This is a genomic window from Streptomyces sp. NBC_01445, from assembly GCF_035918235.1.
GTDB lineage: Bacteria > Actinomycetota > Actinomycetes > Streptomycetales > Streptomycetaceae > Streptomyces.
Genome location: NZ_CP109485.1, coordinates 9,919,495 through 9,936,329, shown reverse-complemented (window position 1 = coordinate 9,936,329; position 16,835 = coordinate 9,919,495). Strand labels below are relative to the sequence as shown.

At 69.0% G+C, this 16,835-nt stretch carries 19 protein-coding genes and 1 pseudogene; 13 read left to right on the top strand and 7 right to left on the bottom strand.

Features of this window, described 5'->3' with window-relative positions:
* The first annotated feature begins 194 nt into the window (after positions 1 to 194).
* Positions 195 to 1,883, top strand: coding sequence for a serine/threonine-protein kinase (locus tag OG574_RS45450; protein WP_326778052.1), 1,689 nt, complete (start codon positions 195 to 197; stop codon positions 1,881 to 1,883).
* A gap of 43 nt (positions 1,884 to 1,926) precedes the next feature.
* On the opposite strand, the gene OG574_RS45445 is transcribed toward OG574_RS45450, so the two are convergent.
* Positions 1,927 to 2,829 carry an alpha/beta fold hydrolase gene (locus tag OG574_RS45445; protein ID WP_326778051.1) on the bottom strand — a complete coding sequence of 301 codons (903 nt, stop codon included), beginning with the start codon at positions 2,827 to 2,829 and terminating at the stop codon, positions 1,927 to 1,929.
* 976 nt (positions 2,830 to 3,805) lie between these two features.
* Positions 3,806 to 3,934 carry a hypothetical protein gene (locus tag OG574_RS45440; protein ID WP_326778050.1) on the bottom strand — a complete coding sequence of 43 codons (129 nt, stop codon included), beginning with the start codon at positions 3,932 to 3,934 and terminating at the stop codon, positions 3,806 to 3,808.
* 303 nt (positions 3,935 to 4,237) lie between these two features.
* Between OG574_RS45440 and OG574_RS45435 the strand changes: the two genes are divergently transcribed.
* From OG574_RS45435 to OG574_RS45425, 3 genes are all read left to right on the top strand, one after another.
* Positions 4,238 to 4,801 (top strand): GNAT family N-acetyltransferase, encoded by a 564-nt coding sequence (locus OG574_RS45435; RefSeq protein ID WP_326778826.1) that lies wholly within the window; start codon positions 4,238 to 4,240, stop codon positions 4,799 to 4,801.
* Positions 4,802 to 4,993: 192 nt separating this feature from the next.
* A complete protein-coding gene (locus OG574_RS45430) occupies positions 4,994 to 5,848 on the top strand; it encodes an IS5 family transposase (protein WP_442816900.1) in 855 nt (284 codons plus the stop codon).
* Complete coding sequence (locus OG574_RS45425) at positions 5,845 to 6,243, top strand: hypothetical protein (RefSeq protein ID WP_326778048.1); 399 nt, start codon at positions 5,845 to 5,847, stop codon at positions 6,241 to 6,243. The genes OG574_RS45430 and OG574_RS45425 overlap by 4 nt, the downstream gene beginning before the upstream one ends.
* A 7-nt stretch (positions 6,244 to 6,250) precedes the next feature.
* On the opposite strand, the gene OG574_RS45420 is transcribed toward OG574_RS45425, so the two are convergent.
* Together OG574_RS45420 and OG574_RS45415 are read right to left on the bottom strand one after the other, a co-directional pair.
* The gene (locus tag OG574_RS45420; protein ID WP_326778047.1) at positions 6,251 to 6,532 is read right to left on the bottom strand and encodes a hypothetical protein; all 282 of its coding nucleotides are present in this window, start codon (positions 6,530 to 6,532) and stop codon (positions 6,251 to 6,253) included.
* Between the two features lie 197 nt (positions 6,533 to 6,729).
* On the bottom strand, positions 6,730 to 7,902 hold the full coding sequence (locus tag OG574_RS45415; RefSeq protein WP_326778046.1) for an RNA-guided endonuclease InsQ/TnpB family protein: 1,173 nt from the start codon (positions 7,900 to 7,902) through the stop codon (positions 6,730 to 6,732).
* Positions 7,903 to 8,409: 507 nt separating this feature from the next.
* Between OG574_RS45415 and OG574_RS45410 the strand changes: the two genes are divergently transcribed.
* The 3 genes from OG574_RS45410 to OG574_RS45400 all read left to right on the top strand — a co-directional run bounded on the left by OG574_RS45410 (position 8,410) and on the right by OG574_RS45400 (position 9,731).
* A complete protein-coding gene (locus tag OG574_RS45410) occupies positions 8,410 to 8,970 on the top strand; it encodes a hypothetical protein (protein WP_326778045.1) in 561 nt (186 codons plus the stop codon).
* Between the two features lie 54 nt (positions 8,971 to 9,024).
* Entirely contained in the window at positions 9,025 to 9,507 is a 483-nt protein-coding gene (locus OG574_RS45405; RefSeq protein WP_326778044.1) for a hypothetical protein, read from the top strand.
* A 68-nt stretch (positions 9,508 to 9,575) separates the two neighbouring features.
* Positions 9,576 to 9,731, top strand: coding sequence for a DUF6131 family protein (locus tag OG574_RS45400; protein ID WP_326778825.1), 156 nt, complete (start codon positions 9,576 to 9,578; stop codon positions 9,729 to 9,731).
* Positions 9,732 to 10,117: 386 nt separating this feature from the next.
* On the opposite strand, the pseudogene OG574_RS45390 reads toward OG574_RS45400, so the two are convergent.
* The 3 genes and pseudogenes from OG574_RS45390 to OG574_RS45380 all read right to left on the bottom strand — a co-directional run.
* Positions 10,118 to 10,625: pseudogene (locus OG574_RS45390) on the bottom strand (cation diffusion facilitator family transporter); the annotation flags it as partial.
* Positions 10,626 to 10,687: 62 nt separating this feature from the next.
* Positions 10,688 to 11,458, bottom strand: a complete 771-nt coding sequence (locus OG574_RS45385; protein ID WP_326778043.1) for a YhjD/YihY/BrkB family envelope integrity protein — start codon at positions 11,456 to 11,458, stop codon at positions 10,688 to 10,690.
* 61 nt (positions 11,459 to 11,519) lie between these two features.
* A complete protein-coding gene (locus OG574_RS45380) occupies positions 11,520 to 12,026 on the bottom strand; it encodes a DUF1206 domain-containing protein (RefSeq protein ID WP_326778042.1) in 507 nt (168 codons plus the stop codon).
* 603 nt (positions 12,027 to 12,629) lie between these two features.
* Between OG574_RS45380 and OG574_RS45375 the strand changes: the two genes are divergently transcribed.
* From OG574_RS45375 to OG574_RS45350, 6 genes are read left to right on the top strand one after another with little or no spacing between them, the layout of a single operon-like run.
* Positions 12,630 to 12,836: a hypothetical protein gene (locus tag OG574_RS45375; protein ID WP_326778041.1), complete on the top strand. Its 207-nt coding sequence runs from the start codon at positions 12,630 to 12,632 to the stop codon at positions 12,834 to 12,836.
* A gap of 52 nt (positions 12,837 to 12,888) precedes the next feature.
* Positions 12,889 to 13,359 carry an MrpF/PhaF family protein gene (locus OG574_RS45370; protein WP_326778040.1) on the top strand — a complete coding sequence of 157 codons (471 nt, stop codon included), beginning with the start codon at positions 12,889 to 12,891 and terminating at the stop codon, positions 13,357 to 13,359.
* Positions 13,352 to 13,615, top strand: a complete 264-nt coding sequence (locus OG574_RS45365; protein ID WP_326778824.1) for a DUF4040 domain-containing protein — start codon at positions 13,352 to 13,354, stop codon at positions 13,613 to 13,615. The genes OG574_RS45370 and OG574_RS45365 overlap by 8 nt, the downstream gene beginning before the upstream one ends.
* Positions 13,612 to 14,385 (top strand): MnhB domain-containing protein, encoded by a 774-nt coding sequence (locus tag OG574_RS45360; protein WP_326778039.1) that lies wholly within the window; start codon positions 13,612 to 13,614, stop codon positions 14,383 to 14,385. The genes OG574_RS45365 and OG574_RS45360 overlap by 4 nt, the downstream gene beginning before the upstream one ends.
* Positions 14,382 to 14,729 (top strand): sodium:proton antiporter, encoded by a 348-nt coding sequence (locus OG574_RS45355; RefSeq protein ID WP_326778038.1) that lies wholly within the window; start codon positions 14,382 to 14,384, stop codon positions 14,727 to 14,729. The genes OG574_RS45360 and OG574_RS45355 overlap by 4 nt, the downstream gene beginning before the upstream one ends.
* Entirely contained in the window at positions 14,726 to 16,537 is a 1,812-nt protein-coding gene (locus OG574_RS45350; RefSeq protein ID WP_326778037.1) for a complex I subunit 5 family protein, read from the top strand. The genes OG574_RS45355 and OG574_RS45350 overlap by 4 nt, the downstream gene beginning before the upstream one ends.
* Positions 16,538 to 16,835 lie beyond the last annotated feature (298 nt).

Here is a 16,835-nt window from a genome sequence, read left to right as displayed (position 1 = left end):
CATGACGACCTCGACGTGGACGAGCTGGCCGCAGCCTCGGCCACGCGAGCCGAAAACCACTTCGGCAGGTAGATCCCCCAGGAGCGGGGACGGCTTAGGCTACTGCCGTCGGTCGGCATCAACTCGCTTGCTGACCAGGGGGTCAGGGGATCCGGGATCAGGTGATCCCGGGGAGCAGGGGGTGACGCGTGGCGATGTGCGACGCGCATGAGGTGTTCGAGCCGCTGCAGGCGGACGATCCGTCCGTGGTGGCCGGTTACCGGCTGGCCGCGCGCCTCGGCGCAGGCGGCATGGGACGGGTCTATCTGTCACACACGCTGGGCGGCCGGCCGTTGGCGATCAAGGTCGTCCGGCCCGAACTGGCCGACGACCCCGCCTTCCGGCGGCGTTTCCGTCGGGAGATGGAGGCCGCCCGGCGGGTCAGGGGCGCGTACACCGCGGAGCTGATCGACGGCGACGCCGACGGCGCACCGCCCTGGCTGGCCACGCTGTACGTACCCGGACCCTCGCTGGCGGAAGCTGTCGGCCGGGGCGGGGCGCTGCCGGTGCCCGCGGTGCTGTGGCTGATGGCCGGAGTCGCCGAGGCTCTCCAGGCCATCCACGGCGCGGGGATCGTGCACCGCGACCTGAAGCCGTCGAACGTCCTGCTCGCGTCCGACGGGCCACGCGTGATCGACTTCGGCATCTCGCTGGCCGCGGGCGTCAGTTCGTACACAGCCACGGGGTCCACCATCGGCACTCCGCAGTTCATGGCTCCCGAGCAGGCGTCCGGGGGCGAGGTCACAGCGGCGACCGACGTGTTCGCCCTCGGCCAGACCGCGGCATTCGCGGCGCTCGGTGAGCCGCTGTACGGGGATGGTCCCGGGGTCAGCGTGCTGTACCGCATCGTGCACTCCGAGCCCGATCTGTCGCTGCTGCCCGCTCGGCTCCGTCCGCTGATCGCCCGCTGCCTGGCCGCCGATCCGGCGGAACGGGCCACCCCCGCGGAGGTCGTGGAGTGGTGCCGGCAGCAGCTGGGCGAGGACGCCGACGCGGGCGCGGGGCCGACCGTCTGGCGCGAGGTCATGGGGCCAGAGGTGACGGTGCCGCCGCCGGTACCCGATCTCACACCGGCGCACACGCTGCCCCTGGTCGCCGCGGAGCCGTCGCAGGCGCTCGACCCATGGGCGGCGCCGACGGGCTCGGACCCGGCGCCGTCACGAAGACGTGGGGCCAGACTCGTCGTGGGCGTGGCCGTGACGGCGGCCGTGCTGGTCCTCTCGGTTCTGGCGTGGACGGTCATGGACGCGGCGGGCGTGTTCCGCGACCGGGGAAATACGGGCTCGGGTCGTGCGGGGACGTCGGCGGGGGCTGATCGGGGGGCCTCGGCGGGCGCGTCCGCGTCGTCATCGGCGTCACCTCAGGCAGCGGGGAAGGTGTCGGGGGCAGACGGCGACGGGGCCGACAAGGAATCGGACAAGACGGGAGCCACGGCGGGCGACACCCCCACCACGGCCGGGCCGGTGCGGGGCGAGCCCCACTCGGGGCAGTGGCTTGACGCGAAGAACTCGCTGAGCTTCAAGGAACCGTTCCAGCGCAAGGACCGCGCGGGGGACATCCGTTTCACCTGCGCGAAGGACGCCGGCTGCGCGCTGGACAGCGACACCAGCGTGTTCACCATGATCTTCGGCGAGCCGGGCGCGGATCTCGACGAGTGCCGCCGCCTCACCAAGAGTCAAACGCACCATCATCTCCCGCTCGCCGGGGCGGCGTCGGGCACCGAGATCTGCGTGAGGCACCGCAACGGGGACATCGCGCTGCTCGTGATCGAGACGAAGTCGACCGCGATGCCGGACATCGCCTTTGTGTCCGCGGACATGACGGTGTGGCGACAGGCGGGCTAGGTGTATTGACGCCACCGCGGGATGACGCCGTCCCGGAGCAATGTCAGGGCCGGGAGCGCCTCAGGCGGCGGCCCAGGACAACGGCTCCTGTGCCGGCGATCAACGAGGCGGCGGCGATGCCGGTGAGTGCGGTCTTGGCCCGGGCGTCATGAGTGGTTCCGGTGGCGGCCAGAGCAGGCCGGGCGGAATCGGCCGCCGTGGCGGCTTGGAGGACGAGGTCGGTGACCGCGTCGGGGTGGGAGATCATGGCCACGTGGGAGGAGTCGATCTCCACCATGTGTGAACCGGCACGTTTCGCCTCGAAGCGTTCCTGGTCGGGATTGATGGTCTTGTCCTGCTTCGCGACGAGGAACCACGACGGGATGTGCTTCCAGGCGGCCACCTTGGCCGTCTCCGAGAACGCAGTCGTTGCCGCAGGTCGTTGGGTGACCGCCATGACCTTCGTGGTGCTTTCCGGCAGGTCGGCGGCGAAGACTGGATGGATTCTGTCGGGCTTGAGGTACAGGTCCGTCCCGCTGACGCCGCCGGCCCGGTACGGAACGGACTTCGTGGCGGTGCCGAGTTCGCTGGGGAACTTGGCCCCCAGGGTCATTCCGCTCTCGCCCACGTCGGGCATCAGCGCCGATACATACACGAGGGACTTCACCTGGGGGTTGCCCTCGGCGGCCGTGCTGATCAACGCGCCGCCGTATGAGTGACCCGCCAGCACGATCGGGCCCTTGATGCTGTCCAGCACGGAGGCGATGTAGGCGGAGTCGCTGTACAGCCCGCGCAGCGGGTTGGCGGGAGCGATGACGGTGTAGCCACGGCGCTGGAGCCGTTCGACGACCCCGTTCCAGCTGGAAGCGTCCGCGAACGCCCCGTGCACCAGCACGATGGTGGGTTTGGCCGTGGTCGTGCCGCCGTCCGCGGCAACGGGGGCCGCCACGCTCGTGCACAGGGTCACGGCGCACCCGGCCATCATGACCTGTGCGCGACGTATTCGGCGCCTTGAACCAGGGACCGGAAATGCTGCCATTCCATTCTCGCTTTCCGTGAGACCTATGACACGGAGTGTTCACGCTGCCGCACCGGCAGGCTCGGCCAGTACTCCAACCGGGTGACAGAAGTGCGCCCTGGAGTGGATGTCGGAGGCAACGGGTGCTCGGAACCTGCGTCGTGCCCCTGTGCGCATTCCCATGACCGTGCAGCGCCGTGCGCACAGCACTGGCTCGACCGGCTTTCCGTCGTAGAAGGCGTGCCACTGCGCGAATTTCCGATCGACTCGGGGAGCAGACGGCCGTCTCGCCCTCCCGCACCGTCCTGGAGCGGTTTCCCGCCGGTCACCCCCGCGGCTCCTGGCCCGCCGACGAATAGCGTCGGCGCGTCGTTCCTTCGGAGCGGGAGACGCGCTGGGAAAGGTGCAATCCGGGCTCCGGGCCATGGGCAGCCGGAAGATCCCCGCCGCTCCCCCGTCGTGCAGCCAGGCACGACCACTGCTTCCCCTTCCCGCTGTCGGACGGCCCGTCAGGCGGACCGTGAGGCTCTCCGCCCGCATATCGCCGCGCTCCCGCGCCCAGGCGGGCGGCCGGGTTCTCCGGAGCTGTCCGGCGGCTTGGTCGTGGTCAGCCGCCGGAGGGCATCGCGACGGTGAGGTGACAGTTGTCGTGAAAATGACCCTCAGTGGGGTGCTGGCCATGGATGTACGGCATCGGCGGTGGCGGACGGCTGTGTTCGACCAGGGCCACGCCCACGACACAGTCTCCGACGCCCCAGCAGGCGTGCCACCGGGTACTGGCGGGCGGTCCGGGTGCGCACCCCGACCCGGCTGATCTCCGCCGCCCCCAGCACCCTGGTGCATACCTGGTGTCTTTCGGCCGGCCTCGTCTGGCCGCCGATGCGGTGCGGTGCCAACAGGGGCTGAGCCCAGGGCTGATGCGTTCTCAGGCTGCGAGATCGAGAAGTGCGGTGGCGTGGTCGGGGCGTGACCAGTAGTGGCCTGTTGCGACGGCGATGTCGGTCCAGCCGGACTGGCGGATGAGCCCGAGGGTCAGATTGCGCAGGGTGACCACGGCGGGACGCGCGGCGCGGTGCCGATGCGAACGCGGGAGGCGTCTTCGCGGAAGGTGACGTCTCGCACGTGGTGCAGGCCCTCAACCGACCAGTGGTTCCGCACGGGTTCGGCGAGGAGCGGGGCGAAGGCCGGGCCCCGAGGGTTGAGAAGACAGTCAAGTGCCCACCACGGCTGAGGTCCGCAAGCGCGCCATCACGGTGTCGGCCGCCGCGGGGATTCCGCGGCGGCATCTCGAGGTTCGCCCGCAGTATCCGAGTAAAGCCGTTGAACGGCCCGCCCTGCTCCAGGCATGATCAACTCTGTGGACACCTACCTGGAGACTGAGCGCCTGACCCTGCGTCGCTTCACCACCGACGACGCGGACTTGCTGATCGAGTTGGACAGCGACGCCGCGGTGATGCGCTATCTGACCGGGGGTAGTCCGACCGCCCCGGAGATTGTCCGCGAGCGCCACCTGCCAAACATCATCGGCGGCTACGAGAGATGGCGCGGCGATCTTGGACTGTTCGCCGCGTACGAGAAGGACGGCGGCGCGTTCATCGGCTGGTTCTGCCTGCGTCCCGAGCCGCAGGGCCCGCTGGACGAGGTCGAACTCGGCTACCGGCTGCGGCAGGCGGCTTGGGGTAAGGGTTATGCCACCGAAGGCTCGCGGGCTTTGCTGGGCAAGGCGTTCACAGGGCTCGGTGTGCGCATGGTCTGGGCTGAGACGATGGCCGTGAACCACGCCTCGCGCAACATCATGGAGAAGCTCGAAATGACGCTCGCGGACACCATCCCCACTCCCCCCGACATGAAGATGGTCGAGGGCTCCGAGCACGGGGGCGTGCGGTACGAGATCACCAAGGAACAGTGGGAGCAGCAGTAGCCACTGTGCGAACGGCCGCTCTGCATCCACGCCCACTGGAACCGATAGGCGGACGGCACAGGTCACACCAGCAGGGTTGATGTGTTCTCAGTGGACGTTAAGTCCGATCTTCCTCGGTTCGTGATCGCTCGATCGTGGTACTGATCGCTGCGCAGGCCGCCTGCTGGGCATGTCCATGTTGAGATGCGAGGCGTGAAGAGAGAGCCGTACCTCAGCGACTTATCGGACGAGCAGTGGGCGTTGATCGAACCGATGATCACGGCCTGGAAGCGGGACCGGGTGGCCCGGTCGGCGACCGGAGATCCCGGGTCTTGTGACCTGAGGGAGGTCGTGAACGCGATCTTCTATCAGAACCGGACGGGCTGCCAGTGGCGCCTCCTTCCGCATGACTTCCCGGCCTGGTCAGCGGTGTTGTACTACTTCACGCTGTGGCGCGAGGGCGGGCTCGACCAGCGGATTCAGGAACTCCTGCGCTGCCAGGTACGGGAGAAGGCCCGCCGGTTAGAGGACCCGTCCCTCGTGATCATCGACACCCAGTCCGTGCGCGCGGCCGCGGGTGTCCCGAAGACCACGACGGGGCTGGACGCGAACAAGAAGGTGTCGGGGCGCAAGCGGGGGCTGGCCGTGGATGTGCTGGGGCTGGTCATCGGCGTCGTGGTGCTGGCCGCGTCCGCCCACGACAACGCCGCCGGCACCGCCCTGCTTGACCAGGCCGCCGAGCGGTGCGGGAACCGGTTGGAGAAGGCCCTGGTGGACCAGGGCTTCAAGGACCAGGTCATCATCCACGGGGCCCTGTTGGACATCGACGTCGAGGTCGTCCGCCGCAATCCCGACGGCCAGGGCATAGGCTTCGTTCCACAGCCGAAGCGGTGGATTGTGGAGCAGGTCAACGGCACGTTGATGCTGCACCGGCGCCTGGCCCGCGAGTACGACCACCGCACCGACACCTCCACCTCGCGCGTCTACTGGGCCTCCATCGCGAACATGACCCGCCGCCTCACCACACCGAGTCCGGCCTGGCGCGACACCCTCGAGCTGGCCGCATGAACATCACCGAGCTCCTGGCCAACCTCCAGGTCCAGCACGACGAGACCACGGCCCGGGCCGGTGAACTACGCGGCCAGATCGAGCACTTGACCGCTGCCCTGGCCGAGACCGAAGCGCGGCTCGCGGAGCTGACCACTACCCAGAAGGTCATCGCCGACCTCGCACCGGCAGGAGACGAACCCGAACCGCCCGCGACGAACACCGCCTACCAGGCCATCGTGAACGCCTTCAACCAGCACCCCGACCAGGAGTTCCGGGCCCGTGAGCTGCACGAACTCCTCGGCATGCCCACCGACGAGGCATCGGTCAACGTCACCCGTGCTCGTCTCGGACGCCTCGTCCGCCAAGGCTTCCTCACCCAACCCGGACGAGGCCGCTACCAGAAACGGACTTAACGTCCACTCAGGCTTCAAGATCGAGTAGTGGGAGTGCGTGGTCTGTTCGTGACCGGTAGCGGCCGGTCGCGGCGGCGCTGTTCGTCCAGCCGGCCTGGCGGATGAGGCCGCTGACGAGCTTGCGGATGGTGGCCATCGCGCGGGGTGCAGTGCTGGTGCGGACGCAGGAAGCGTCCTCGGCGAAGGTCACGTCTGTCACGTGGTGCAGGGCCTCGAACTGCCAGTTTCCGCGCATCAGTTCGGCGATCCGTTGCGGGGTGACCTGCCGGGGAGCGAGGCTGGTGACCACGTAGAGCGTCTTGATGGTGGTCTTGTCCGTCGTGCGACTGGTTCGGCGACGCGGGAAGTTGGCGGCGAGCGGTGCGAAGGGTGCAACGCTGCCGGCCCGCGATAAGCACACACCCCGGTCAACTACCCGGTCGTGAAACGATCGGGCTTGCTGCTCGAGTCATCACTGGCTGTGATGGGTTCGGCTGCGTCCAGTTCTCACGCGATGAGGGTGAGTTCGGGGGCCATTGACTGGGCCCCGCAGACCCACGCCATCCAGCCGCGGTGGGCGATGTTGTGGGACGCGTTGTGGTCTGCGTGATCAACGAATCCGCAGACCCGGCACGAGAAGACGGCCTGGGCGGGCCGGTTGCCGCGTGCGGTGTGATGGCATTGCGAGCATTCCTGGCTGGTGTAGGCCGGATCGACGTACACGACCGGCACCCCGGCCCGCTTCGCTTTGTAGGCGATGAAAGAGCCGAGTTGCGCGAAGGGCCAGGAGTGGAGCGTGGTGCGTTGGGGCTTTCTCAGCCGTGCCCGCTCGCGGATGCCCGTGAGTACCTCCAGGGCGATCCCGCGACCGGTGCGTTCAGCCTCCGCCACGATCCGCTTGCTGATCTTGTGGTTGATGTCCTTGGCGCGCCGGGCTTCCTTGCCCGCATGCCTCTTCGCCCGCCTTCTGGCGGACTTGGTGTTCTTCTGCTGCAGCTTGGACCGCAGGTTGCGGTCCTCTTCCCGCTTGCGGTTGACCTGCCTGCCGCAGTGGCGCTCGCCATCGGAGGTGGCGGCGACGTTCACGATCCCCAGATCCACCCCGAGGAACCCGGCCGGATGAGTGTTCAGATCCCCCTCGGCGATCTCGCACGTCGCGATCAGGAACCACTTCCCGTCCTGGCACACCAGGTCGGACTCACCCTTGCGGTGCGCGGCCAGGACCTCCAGCTGCCCGGCCTGCCCCGTGTACGCCACGCCCTTGAGCCGGCCCGCGGTGGTCCAGATCGACACGGTGCGTGCCTGGTGCTGCCAGGACAGCATCCGGTCGTCGTAAGACTGCGCCGCCTGGGGCCGGAAGGCGACCGGCTTGCCCGAGGCCCGGACATGCCGCCTGGTCCCGGGCCGTCCGTTCCGGCCGTTACGCAGGTTCGCCTTCAAGGTGGTGTAGGCGTCGCAGGTCTTCTTGATCGCGTGCTGGGCGGCCTGCGCGCCAAGCCCCCACCGGAAGCGGATCTCGGCATAGGTGTGCTTGCGGAGCTCAAGCGGACGTCGCGCCTCTTTCTCGAACGCGACGGACGCGGCCCACGTGGCGGCCTCGTTGCAAGCATGCAGGGTCGCCTCAAGTGCCGCCGCCTGTACGGGCGTCGGCAGCAGCTTCACCCGCACCACCAGCTTCACGATCACCGAACCTATACACCTGGACGAAGACCCACCACACGTTCGCCCCACCTCACCCGAACGAGCGATACCTGCCCCGGCCCTGACCGCGCACACGCCGTAGCCCGGCTCCGCCGGAACGACTCCCGGCCGCTCCGCGGCCGTCATGGCCTGCGGCACGTCACGGCGACGCTCCGCGTCGCACCCCGTGGAGGCGATTCCTCCCGGGCGTGAACGCCCGGGGCTCCTCGCAAGAATCCGCTGAACCACCTTCACGCTGCCTGGGGCGCCCTGCCTGCTGTACCGGGCACGGAACGTCACCGCTGCCGCGCGTGCGCCGGCTCTGATCCCGCACCTGGTGCCGGATCAGACAACATTCGCCCTGTTCGCGACCTCGCGACGCTGCCTGCCCCCGCCTGACACAACACGTCTGGCGGGAGGTGTTGCGGACGGCACCGCCCGCATCGCTCACATTAAGAGGCAAAGCTAAAATGGTCATAATTGGCGCATAGAGGGAGGTTCATCCTCATGTCGACTGGGACACTTCTGGCGATCATCATCCCCGTCGTGGTGATAATTGCGCTGCTCGCAGTGGCGGGCGTTCTCGTGATGCGCCGTCGCCGTCTGCGCGAGCGTTTCGGTCCGGAGTACGAGCGAACGATCGAGGGCTCGGACAGTCGCAGGGCCGGCGAAAGCGAACTCAGAGCACGCGAGAAACACCACGACTCGCTGGACATCAAGCCCTTGGACAGCGGCGCCCGAGACCGATACAGCCGGGACTGGACCAATGTCCAACAAGAGTTCGTGGACCGGCCCGAGGACGCGGTGCACGACGCGGACCATCTGGTGACATCCCTGATGCGTGAGCGCGGCTATCCCACCGAGAACTTCGACCAACAGCTCAAGGATCTCTCGGTCGAACACGGGCGCACGTTGGAGCACTACCGGGCAGCCCACGAAGTCGACGCCCAAAGCACTGAGCACAGAGCGACCACCGAGCAGCTACGGGGCGCCATGGTGCACTACCGCGCCCTGTTCGACGAGTTGCTCTCCAACGGCGGCGGCCAAGCCCGCCACGCCCGTATCTGAACGACCTCACCCTCGTGAGATGCGGCCATGCACGCGGCCAGGGACGGAGGAGACATGCAGAGCGACGGCAAATCTGACCGATCGAGCGGACTGTCAACGGAGGACCTCGCCCAGACCCCGGACCGCGCCGACCGACCACAGGACGAAGCCGTAGAAGCTCGGAGCGAGGCGCCTGCCTTCCCCGGCGAGAGCACCCCCGTTCCGTCGGCCGAACCCTCCGAGACCGAGGGCGAGAAGACGGAAACGGACGCACCGCCCGAGGAGGAACCCACCCAGCTCCTCAGCCCGGAGGACGAGGAAGGCTTCCGCTCACACTGGCAAGAGGTCCAGAGCAAGTTCGTGGACGATCCGCGTGACGCCGTGCATTCCGCTGACGCGTTGGTCGCGGAGGTCATGCAGACCCTGGCCACGACGTTCGCCGATCGCAAACAGGAGCTCGAAGAGCAGTGGAGCCGGGGCGAGCGGGCGGACACCGAAGACCTGCGCGTGGCCCTGCGCCACTATCGGTCGTTCTTCAACCGTCTGCTCACCGCCTGAACAGTTGCGGAGCCCGACTCGGCGGGACCAGCCTGAAGAGGAATCGGAAGCGGCCAAGGGGCGTGATCATGATCATCCTAGGCGTTATCTTGCTCATCATCGGCTTCGTCGCGAACATCGCGATCTTGTGGACGATCGGCATCATCCTCGTCGCGATCGGAGCCATCTTCTTCCTTCTCGGCGCCCTGGGACACGCGGTCGGAGGTCGGCGACATTACTGGTAGGCCAGGCAAGATTCGCTCTGCCGAGATGCATCGCTCGATTGCTGCGCCGGGCGGGTCGCCCACATCCACGCGGACCTGGCCGGCGCCGCTCTGCACATGATCGAGCGGAACGTGAACGCGAACATCACGGTCACCGATCGCCTCACGCATGACCTCGGCGAGCGTCGACCCATCTCACCTGTGCGTGACCGCCTGGTGGGAAGCGTGCCGGCAAGCCGGTCATCACGTCGCGATGCACGACAGGCGCGACCGCGACCAGGACGAGATACTCAGTGCCGCCCACACCGCGCTCTACGGCGCGTACTTCGACCGGCTGCCCCGCCTTGCCGGATCCCGGGTTCTGCGGAGGGAGCTCGCCCGCCGTGGCTGGCGCTCGTCCTGGCCGCCTCAGCGACGACGGTGCGTAGCGCCGGATCGTTGCGGGCCCCGCCACGCCCGTGATGTACCTGGTGAACTGCCCGCAGGAGCGAGCCGCCTTCAGCCAGTAGGGCTACGCCCCAGCACCGAGAGTCCCGCTTCGTAGCCACTGATGGACTCCTGATGGTGCGAAGGCAGTGCCTCAATGCCCTGGACGAAGGAGAAGCGGCCGCCCATGACGACGCTGCCGACCGCGGCCGGCAGCGTCGAGAAATTGCGTTCCTTGCCGTAGCCGAACAGGTGTTGCGGGTCGGCCAGGCGTCTGCTGCGGTGCAGAGCGGCGAGCACGAAGGCCTCGTTCATGCTGTCGGCCACAGAATGGGCCGCCTCCGACAGCAGCGCGGGCGAGCCGGAGAGGAACCCGGCGACCACCTTGGCTCCCCTAACGGGATTGGGGGCCGGTCTGCCCTCGGCCACATCGTCCGCGCTCGGGGATGGCACAGCGGTCCTACGTGCTCTGTTTGCCGCCGCCACCATGATCCTGCACCTGGTCACCGGACAGGTGGTCTGGGAGGCATCGGCCTCACAAGGGTCGAACCTCATCTTCGCCGTTTCAGTGCATGGGCCACGCGGGGGAGCTCATCTTGAAGAAGACGACCGGCCAGCGCACCACCGAGCACGACGACTCCGACGCCGACCAGCCAGGACTGGACGACCAGGACGGTTCCGATCGGGCCGTAGGTGACGGCGCTCGATGCGATCAGCGGTGAGAAAACGAGCCGGGAGAAGACTCGGAGGCCGAGCTGCCCGGCCATGGTGGTCACCGCCCCGGGCAACAGGGCGACCCAGGAGACGCGGCCGCCGAGCAGCATCCGCTGGGACCACCAGAAGAACAAAGTGCCACTCAGCACCGTGATCACCCCGCGGGCCGGAGCCGCCTGCCACAGCGGTGTGATCGCAGACAGGAAGAGGAATCCGATGAGGACAGCGAGCCACACCACGTGCCGCCACCTGGCCCACCAGCAGGCCGGGGGCAGATCCCAGACCTTCTCGTAGCCGCTCTGCACCGCCGCCCCGAACGACAGACCGAACACGGCGAGCACGGCAAGGCCGAACGCCGTCGTGGTCCGCAATGTCTGGCCCGGCAGAGCGAACAACCGCTCGATGTCCCCCCTGGCTGCCTCTGTTACGCCGAGCCCGTCCCCCAGCCACTTCGCGAACCCCCGCCCGCTCGCCGGATCCGCCGCGGACACGACGATCAACAGGGGCACCAGTGTCAGGAACCCGAGCGCCGCGAAGCCCAGCGAACGCTGCCACAGGTCGAGGTTGCCGACGTGAACCCACCGACGCCCGGCCCGCACACGGCGCATCGCGCGCCGTAGCCGCCCGAAAGGAGACGAACGGCCCACGCCACCGGACGAGTTCCCCTTGCTAGGGCGCACTGGCCCGTGTCCCCGAGCCCGCAGCCTCGGTCGGCTGTTCTGCCGGAGTCCCGTGCTCAGCGGCTTTGCGCCAGTGGGCTTCGCAGAACGAGTACAGGCCGAACAGTACGAGGCCCACCGCCGCGGCGATCAGCAGTACGGGCCCGGCAGGCGTAGTGGCGAACGAACGCAACGTCTCGTCCGGGCCCTTGGCCTGGCTGGGGTCGAACCGCACCGCGGCCAGCAGGACGAACAGGCCAGTCACCGCCGCGACGACCCGCCGCGCCGCCGGGCTCATCTCCCCCGCCCGGAGATTCTTCTCAAACTTGCGCATCAGACTGCGCACCGGTGTCACCACGCCCACGATGGCCAGGACGCCTCCGAACGCGCCGACAAGTACCCGCCCGCCCGGCCAGTCCAGCACCCTCGCGGTGTACTCCTTCGATGTCTCGTCGCCGGGGCGACTGCCGGAGGAACCACCGGCCAGCGCCGTCTGCACCACACCGATACAGATCACCTAGAACACCGCCAATCCCAAAGAGCCCAAGCGGCGAGTCCACTTCTCCCCATCCTGCCACCGTCTGTCCGAACACGGCCTCGGGACCGGGCCAAGGAGCACACCCCCGCGCAGGTCGTCGTCCACGCCCGCGACGGGCACATCCGCACCGCGTACGCCTACACTCCCGCGGCATCCCCCGACAATCGTGGCCGCAAGGCAGGGGGCGGCGGCCTCTTCTAGGACCTCCTATGAGCGTGCGGCCCTGGAACACACCGCGATGGTCGAGCCGCTGCGCCGCGCGGTCCACCAGCGCGCGGAGCAGCCGCCGGCGCCCGCGTCACCCGCCACCGCCGAGCAGTTGACCACCGCGCCGCTTGCCATCGCTATGTCTACTGGAACACCACTCAATCACCTTCCGCCCCTTGTGAGCCTCACTGTCGAAGGCCGGTCGGCAGGAAGCCCACAGCCCTTCGCGGCGGGCAGACACCTCGTGAAGACCTGGCGGGACGGCCGCAGCGCACTGCGCACACCGCTCGAACCGGCACCGGCGAGGTTGACGCGACGTCAAGCGACGGCATGAGAGCCTCACAGCCGGGCACCCGGTTTTCGGGAGGTGGGCTGATGGCTCGTACGGTCGCGGGCTCTGCGGCGGTTCGTGTCACCGCCGAAGTGGTGGGCTGGTGGGCGGTGTTGACGGGTCTCTGGCTCGTCCTGATCTCCCGCGTCGACCTGCTGGAGTGGGTAGTCGGATCGTGCGCATCGCTGCTCGCCGCCTTCGGCGCCCGCGCCGCGCGCGTGGCCGCGACGGGGCGGAGCGGATCCGCGTGACGCCGCGCGTCGTCCTTCCCTCGCCCCTCGGTCACGATCTGGGACGGGCCCAGTGAACGGCTGGCTCCTCGCGGCCGCAGTAGTGCTGGCAGTCGGCGTTGCCCCGGCCCTCTGGGGCGCGACCACCGGCCCTCTCCGGCGCCGGGTCGTCGCACAGAACCTCGCGACCCTCCTCGTGTGCCTGGTCATGCTGCTGCTCGCCCAGGGCTACGCCCGCCCCTCGTACATCGACCTCGGCCTGGTCCTGGCGGTCCTGGGACCGGCCGGCACGCTCGTCTACGCTCGTCTGCTCGCCGACGAACTGGCGGCCGATCCGCCCACCGCCCGGGTGACAAGCGCCATGACGGTCCTGTCGGCGGCGGCCCCGCCGCTCGTCGTCCTGCCGCTCTGCGTGGCGACAGGCCCGGAACGGTCCCTCGTGAAACTGCTGGTCATCGGGGCGCTGCTGACTGCTGGAAACACGATCTCCGGCTGGGCAGTGTCGGGCAAGTCGTCCCTCCCACGGGAGGCACATGATGGCTGATCTGCTGGTCGTCCTGACCCTCGCGCTCGTCGTCGCCGCCGCGACCGCCGCCGTCCTCACCCAGGACCCGGCCCGTCAGGCACTCGTGCTGGCTCTACTCGGGCTCGCGCTCGCCGTCCTGTTCACCGTACTGCAGTCTCCGGATGTGGCCCTCTCGCAGCTCGCGGTCGGCTCCGCGCTGACGCCGCTGATGCTCCTGCTCGCCGTCCGCAAAGTGCGTGGCCGTCGCGGCGGGCGGAAGAGGGAGCCCACGTGAGCAGGAAGGTACGGCTGTGGCTGTTGGCGGTGGGGAGCATCGGCGTGGCCGTCCTCCTCGCCTGCGCAGCTTTCGACCTGCCCGGCTTCGGCGGCACTTCGCACCCGTACGGCGAGCGCGCGGTCCGAAGTGCCCTTGCCCGGCACACCGCCAACGTCATCTCCTCCGTCAACTTCGACCAGCGTGCCTTCGACACCCTCGGCGAGGAGTCCATCCTGTTCGCCGCCGTCCTTGGCACCGTCGTCCTGCTCCGCGAAACCCGCGACGAGCACAGCGAACCGCCCGAGACGGTCCAGGTCGATCCACACGTACGTCGCTACGCGCTGATCGCCCTGCCCGTCACTCTGCTCATCGGCCTCTACGTCATCGCGCACGGCCAGCTCAGCCCAGGCGGCGGCTTCCAGGGCGGCGTCATCGTGGCGACCGCGCTGCACCTCCTGTACATCGCCATCGACTACAAGGCACTCGAGCGCATCAGACCGGCCGCCGCGTACGCCATCGCGGATGCCGCGGGCGAGGCCGCGTACGTTCTCCTCGGCACGGCAGGACTCCTCGCCGGGTCGGCGTTCCTCGCCAACTTCCTGCCGTACGGGACGTTCAACACCCTCTCCTCCGGCGGCACCGTCCCGCTCCTCAACGCCGCGATCGGCGTGGAGGTGGCCAGCGCGATCGTCGTGCTTCTCGCCCGGTTCCTTGACCAGGCCCTGGAGATCGAGGGCGGCGGGTCGGGCGAGACGGGGTCACAGGACGAGGAGGCGAAACGGTCATGAGCGTGCTTCCGTATCTGGCCGCCGGATGGATCTTCCTCGTCGGCTGCTACGGGCTGGCCACGAGCCGCAATCTGATCCACGCGGTGGGCTGCCTGTCCGTGTGCCAGAGCTCGACGTACGTGCTGCTGCTCGCCGTGGGCTACCGCCGAAACGGAACCGCCCCCGTCTTCTCCGACATCACCCCTGGCTCCCGCCCCGTCGTCGACCCGGTCGTCCAGGCTCTCGCCCTCACCGACGTCGTCGTGGGCGCCACGGTCACCGCACTGCTGCTCGCCCTCGTCATCCAGACCGCCAAACGGCACGGCACCGTCGACCCGGACGAACTGTCGGAGCTCCGAGGGTGACAGCCGCGCAACTCCTGCCCCTGATCGTGGCCACCCCGCTCCTCGGCGCGGCACTTCTGGTCGCGGCGGGCCGACGGCTGCCCAGGTTCGCCGCCGAGGTTCTGGGCTTCGTCTTCTCCACGGGCGCTGCCGTGTGGGCCGTCACCCTCCTCGTACTGTCGCCGTCGGCGGGCTCACGTGCAGTCGAGTGGATGGGCGGATGGCGGCCCCGCGACGGCGTGAGCGTGGGGATCGTGCTCGTCGGCGACCGGGTCGGCGTCGGACTCGCCGCTCTCACCTCCGTCCTGGTAGTTGCCGCTCTCGCCTACTCCTGGCGGTACTTCGACGAACCACCGCACCAGCACGCGGGCTCGTTCCCCGCCCTCATCCTGCTGTTCCAGGCCGGCATGTGCGGCTTCGTCCTTACCGGTGACCTTTTCAACGCCTTCGTCTTCTTCGAACTCATGGGCGTCGTCGCCTACGCCCTCACCGGCTACCGGGTGGAGGAAGCCCGGGCGGTTCAGGGCGCGTTGACGTTCGGCCTCATCAATTCACTGGGCGGCTACACCACACTGTTCGGCATCGGCCTGCTCTACGCACGCACCGGTGAGCTCGGCCTCGCGCAGATCGGCGGACGTCTCGACACGCACCCGAACGACGGACGCCCTGACGTGCTGGTCCTGGCCGCCTTCGTCCTGGTCCTCACCGGTCTCCTCGTCAAGGCGGCGGCCGTCCCGTTCCACTTCTGGCTTCCCGACGCGCACGCCGTGGCCCCGACGCCCGTCTGCATCCTGCTGTCGGGAGTCATGGTCGAGCTCGGCGTCTACGGCACGGCACGTGTCTACTGGACCGCCTTCGCCGGCCCCGGCGGCATCCCGGGGCCCGACGTGCACCGCGCCCTGCTCACCCTCGGCGTGCTCACCGCCCTCGTGGGTGCCGTGATGTGCTGGCAGCAACGCCACCTGAAGCGGCTGCTCGCGTTCTCCAGCGTCTCCCACACGGGCCTCTTCCTCATCGGCATCTCGGTCCTCAGCCCGGAAGGCCTCGGCGGCACCATCCTCTACGTCCTCGCCCACGCGGGAGCGAAGGCCGCGCTCTTCGCCTGCGCGGGCATCCTCCTCGACCGATTCAGCAGCGTCGACGAACACGAACTCCACGGCCGGGCACGCCAACTCCCCCTGGTCGGCGTGCTTTTCGCGGCGGGCGGGCTAGCTCTCGCCGGGCTGCCGCCCTTCGGTACGGGCCTGGGCAAAGCCGTGTCCGAGGAGGCCGCGGGGTGGTGGCCGACCACCGTCTTCGTGGCCGCCTCGGCACTCACAGGAGGAGCCGTCCTACGTGCCTCCGCGCGAATCTTCCTGGGCTGGGGCCCCCATCCCTCCGGCAACCTGGAGACCACGTCAGGCAAGGACGAGGAGCCGGAGACACGCGGCCCGCTGAGGCGCATCCCGGACACGATGCTCGCCGTACCCGTAGCGCTCATGGCAGGTGCGCTGGCCGTGGGGGTGGTGCCAGAACTGTGGCCGGCCGTGGGCCAGGCGGCCGACGCATTCACCGATCACGCCGCATACACGGCCGCTGTACTTGGGACGGCAGAAACGACGCCGCCCCCGGCCACACCCGCACCCCACTGGACGGGAGTCCGGGTCACCCTGGGCCTTCTCTCCTCGGCCCTGGCGCTCGCCCTCGCCTGGACGGCGGTGCGCCGGCCCGCGACGGACGAACCGGCGCGCTGGGCCGCGCCCCTCCACCGTCTCCAGTCGGGCCACGTCGGCGACTACGTCGCGTTCACACTGGCGGGCATCGCGCTGCTGACGGCGCTCCTCTGGTAGGGATACGGGCTTGGCCCTGCCAACCACGCAACCGGCGGACGGGGTCGAGATCTACGCCCTGCTCGGTGACCTGACGGCACGACTGGCCCAGCCCCCTGTCGCAGGGGTACCGCACACAATTCCGGCAGGTCTGCACGTGCTTCAGCACGACGCGCGTTCCATCCGGGCGAGGACGCTCGCGTCCAGCCCGGCAGGGAGATCCGCAGGACCGTCGTAGACTCCCGCAGCGTCCGTGGCTCAAGGATGGGTGCGGCCCGTGGTCGGGCGGGGAGCCCGCCCCGCTCCGGGCATCAGCTAG

What these genes read in the sequence shown, in the direction of transcription:
- OG574_RS45450 (WP_326778052.1), top strand. Translation starts at nt 195, where the DNA reads ATGTGCGACGCGCATGAGGTGTTCGAGCCGCTGCAGGCGGACGATCCG.
- OG574_RS45425 (WP_326778048.1), top strand. Translation starts at nt 5,845, where the DNA reads ATGAACATCACCGAGCTCCTGGCCAACCTCCAGGTCCAGCACGACGAG.
- OG574_RS45410 (WP_326778045.1), top strand. Translation starts at nt 8,410, where the DNA reads ATGTCGACTGGGACACTTCTGGCGATCATCATCCCCGTCGTGGTGATA.
- OG574_RS45405 (WP_326778044.1), top strand. Translation starts at nt 9,025, where the DNA reads ATGCAGAGCGACGGCAAATCTGACCGATCGAGCGGACTGTCAACGGAG.
- OG574_RS45400 (WP_326778825.1), top strand. Translation starts at nt 9,576, where the DNA reads ATGATCATCCTAGGCGTTATCTTGCTCATCATCGGCTTCGTCGCGAAC.
- OG574_RS45385 (WP_326778043.1), bottom strand. Translation starts at nt 11,458, where the DNA reads ATGCGCCGTGTGCGGGCCGGGCGTCGGTGGGTTCACGTCGGCAACCTC.
- OG574_RS45375 (WP_326778041.1), top strand. Translation starts at nt 12,630, where the DNA reads ATGGCTCGTACGGTCGCGGGCTCTGCGGCGGTTCGTGTCACCGCCGAA.
- OG574_RS45365 (WP_326778824.1), top strand. Translation starts at nt 13,352, where the DNA reads ATGGCTGATCTGCTGGTCGTCCTGACCCTCGCGCTCGTCGTCGCCGCC.
- OG574_RS45355 (WP_326778038.1), top strand. Translation starts at nt 14,382, where the DNA reads ATGAGCGTGCTTCCGTATCTGGCCGCCGGATGGATCTTCCTCGTCGGC.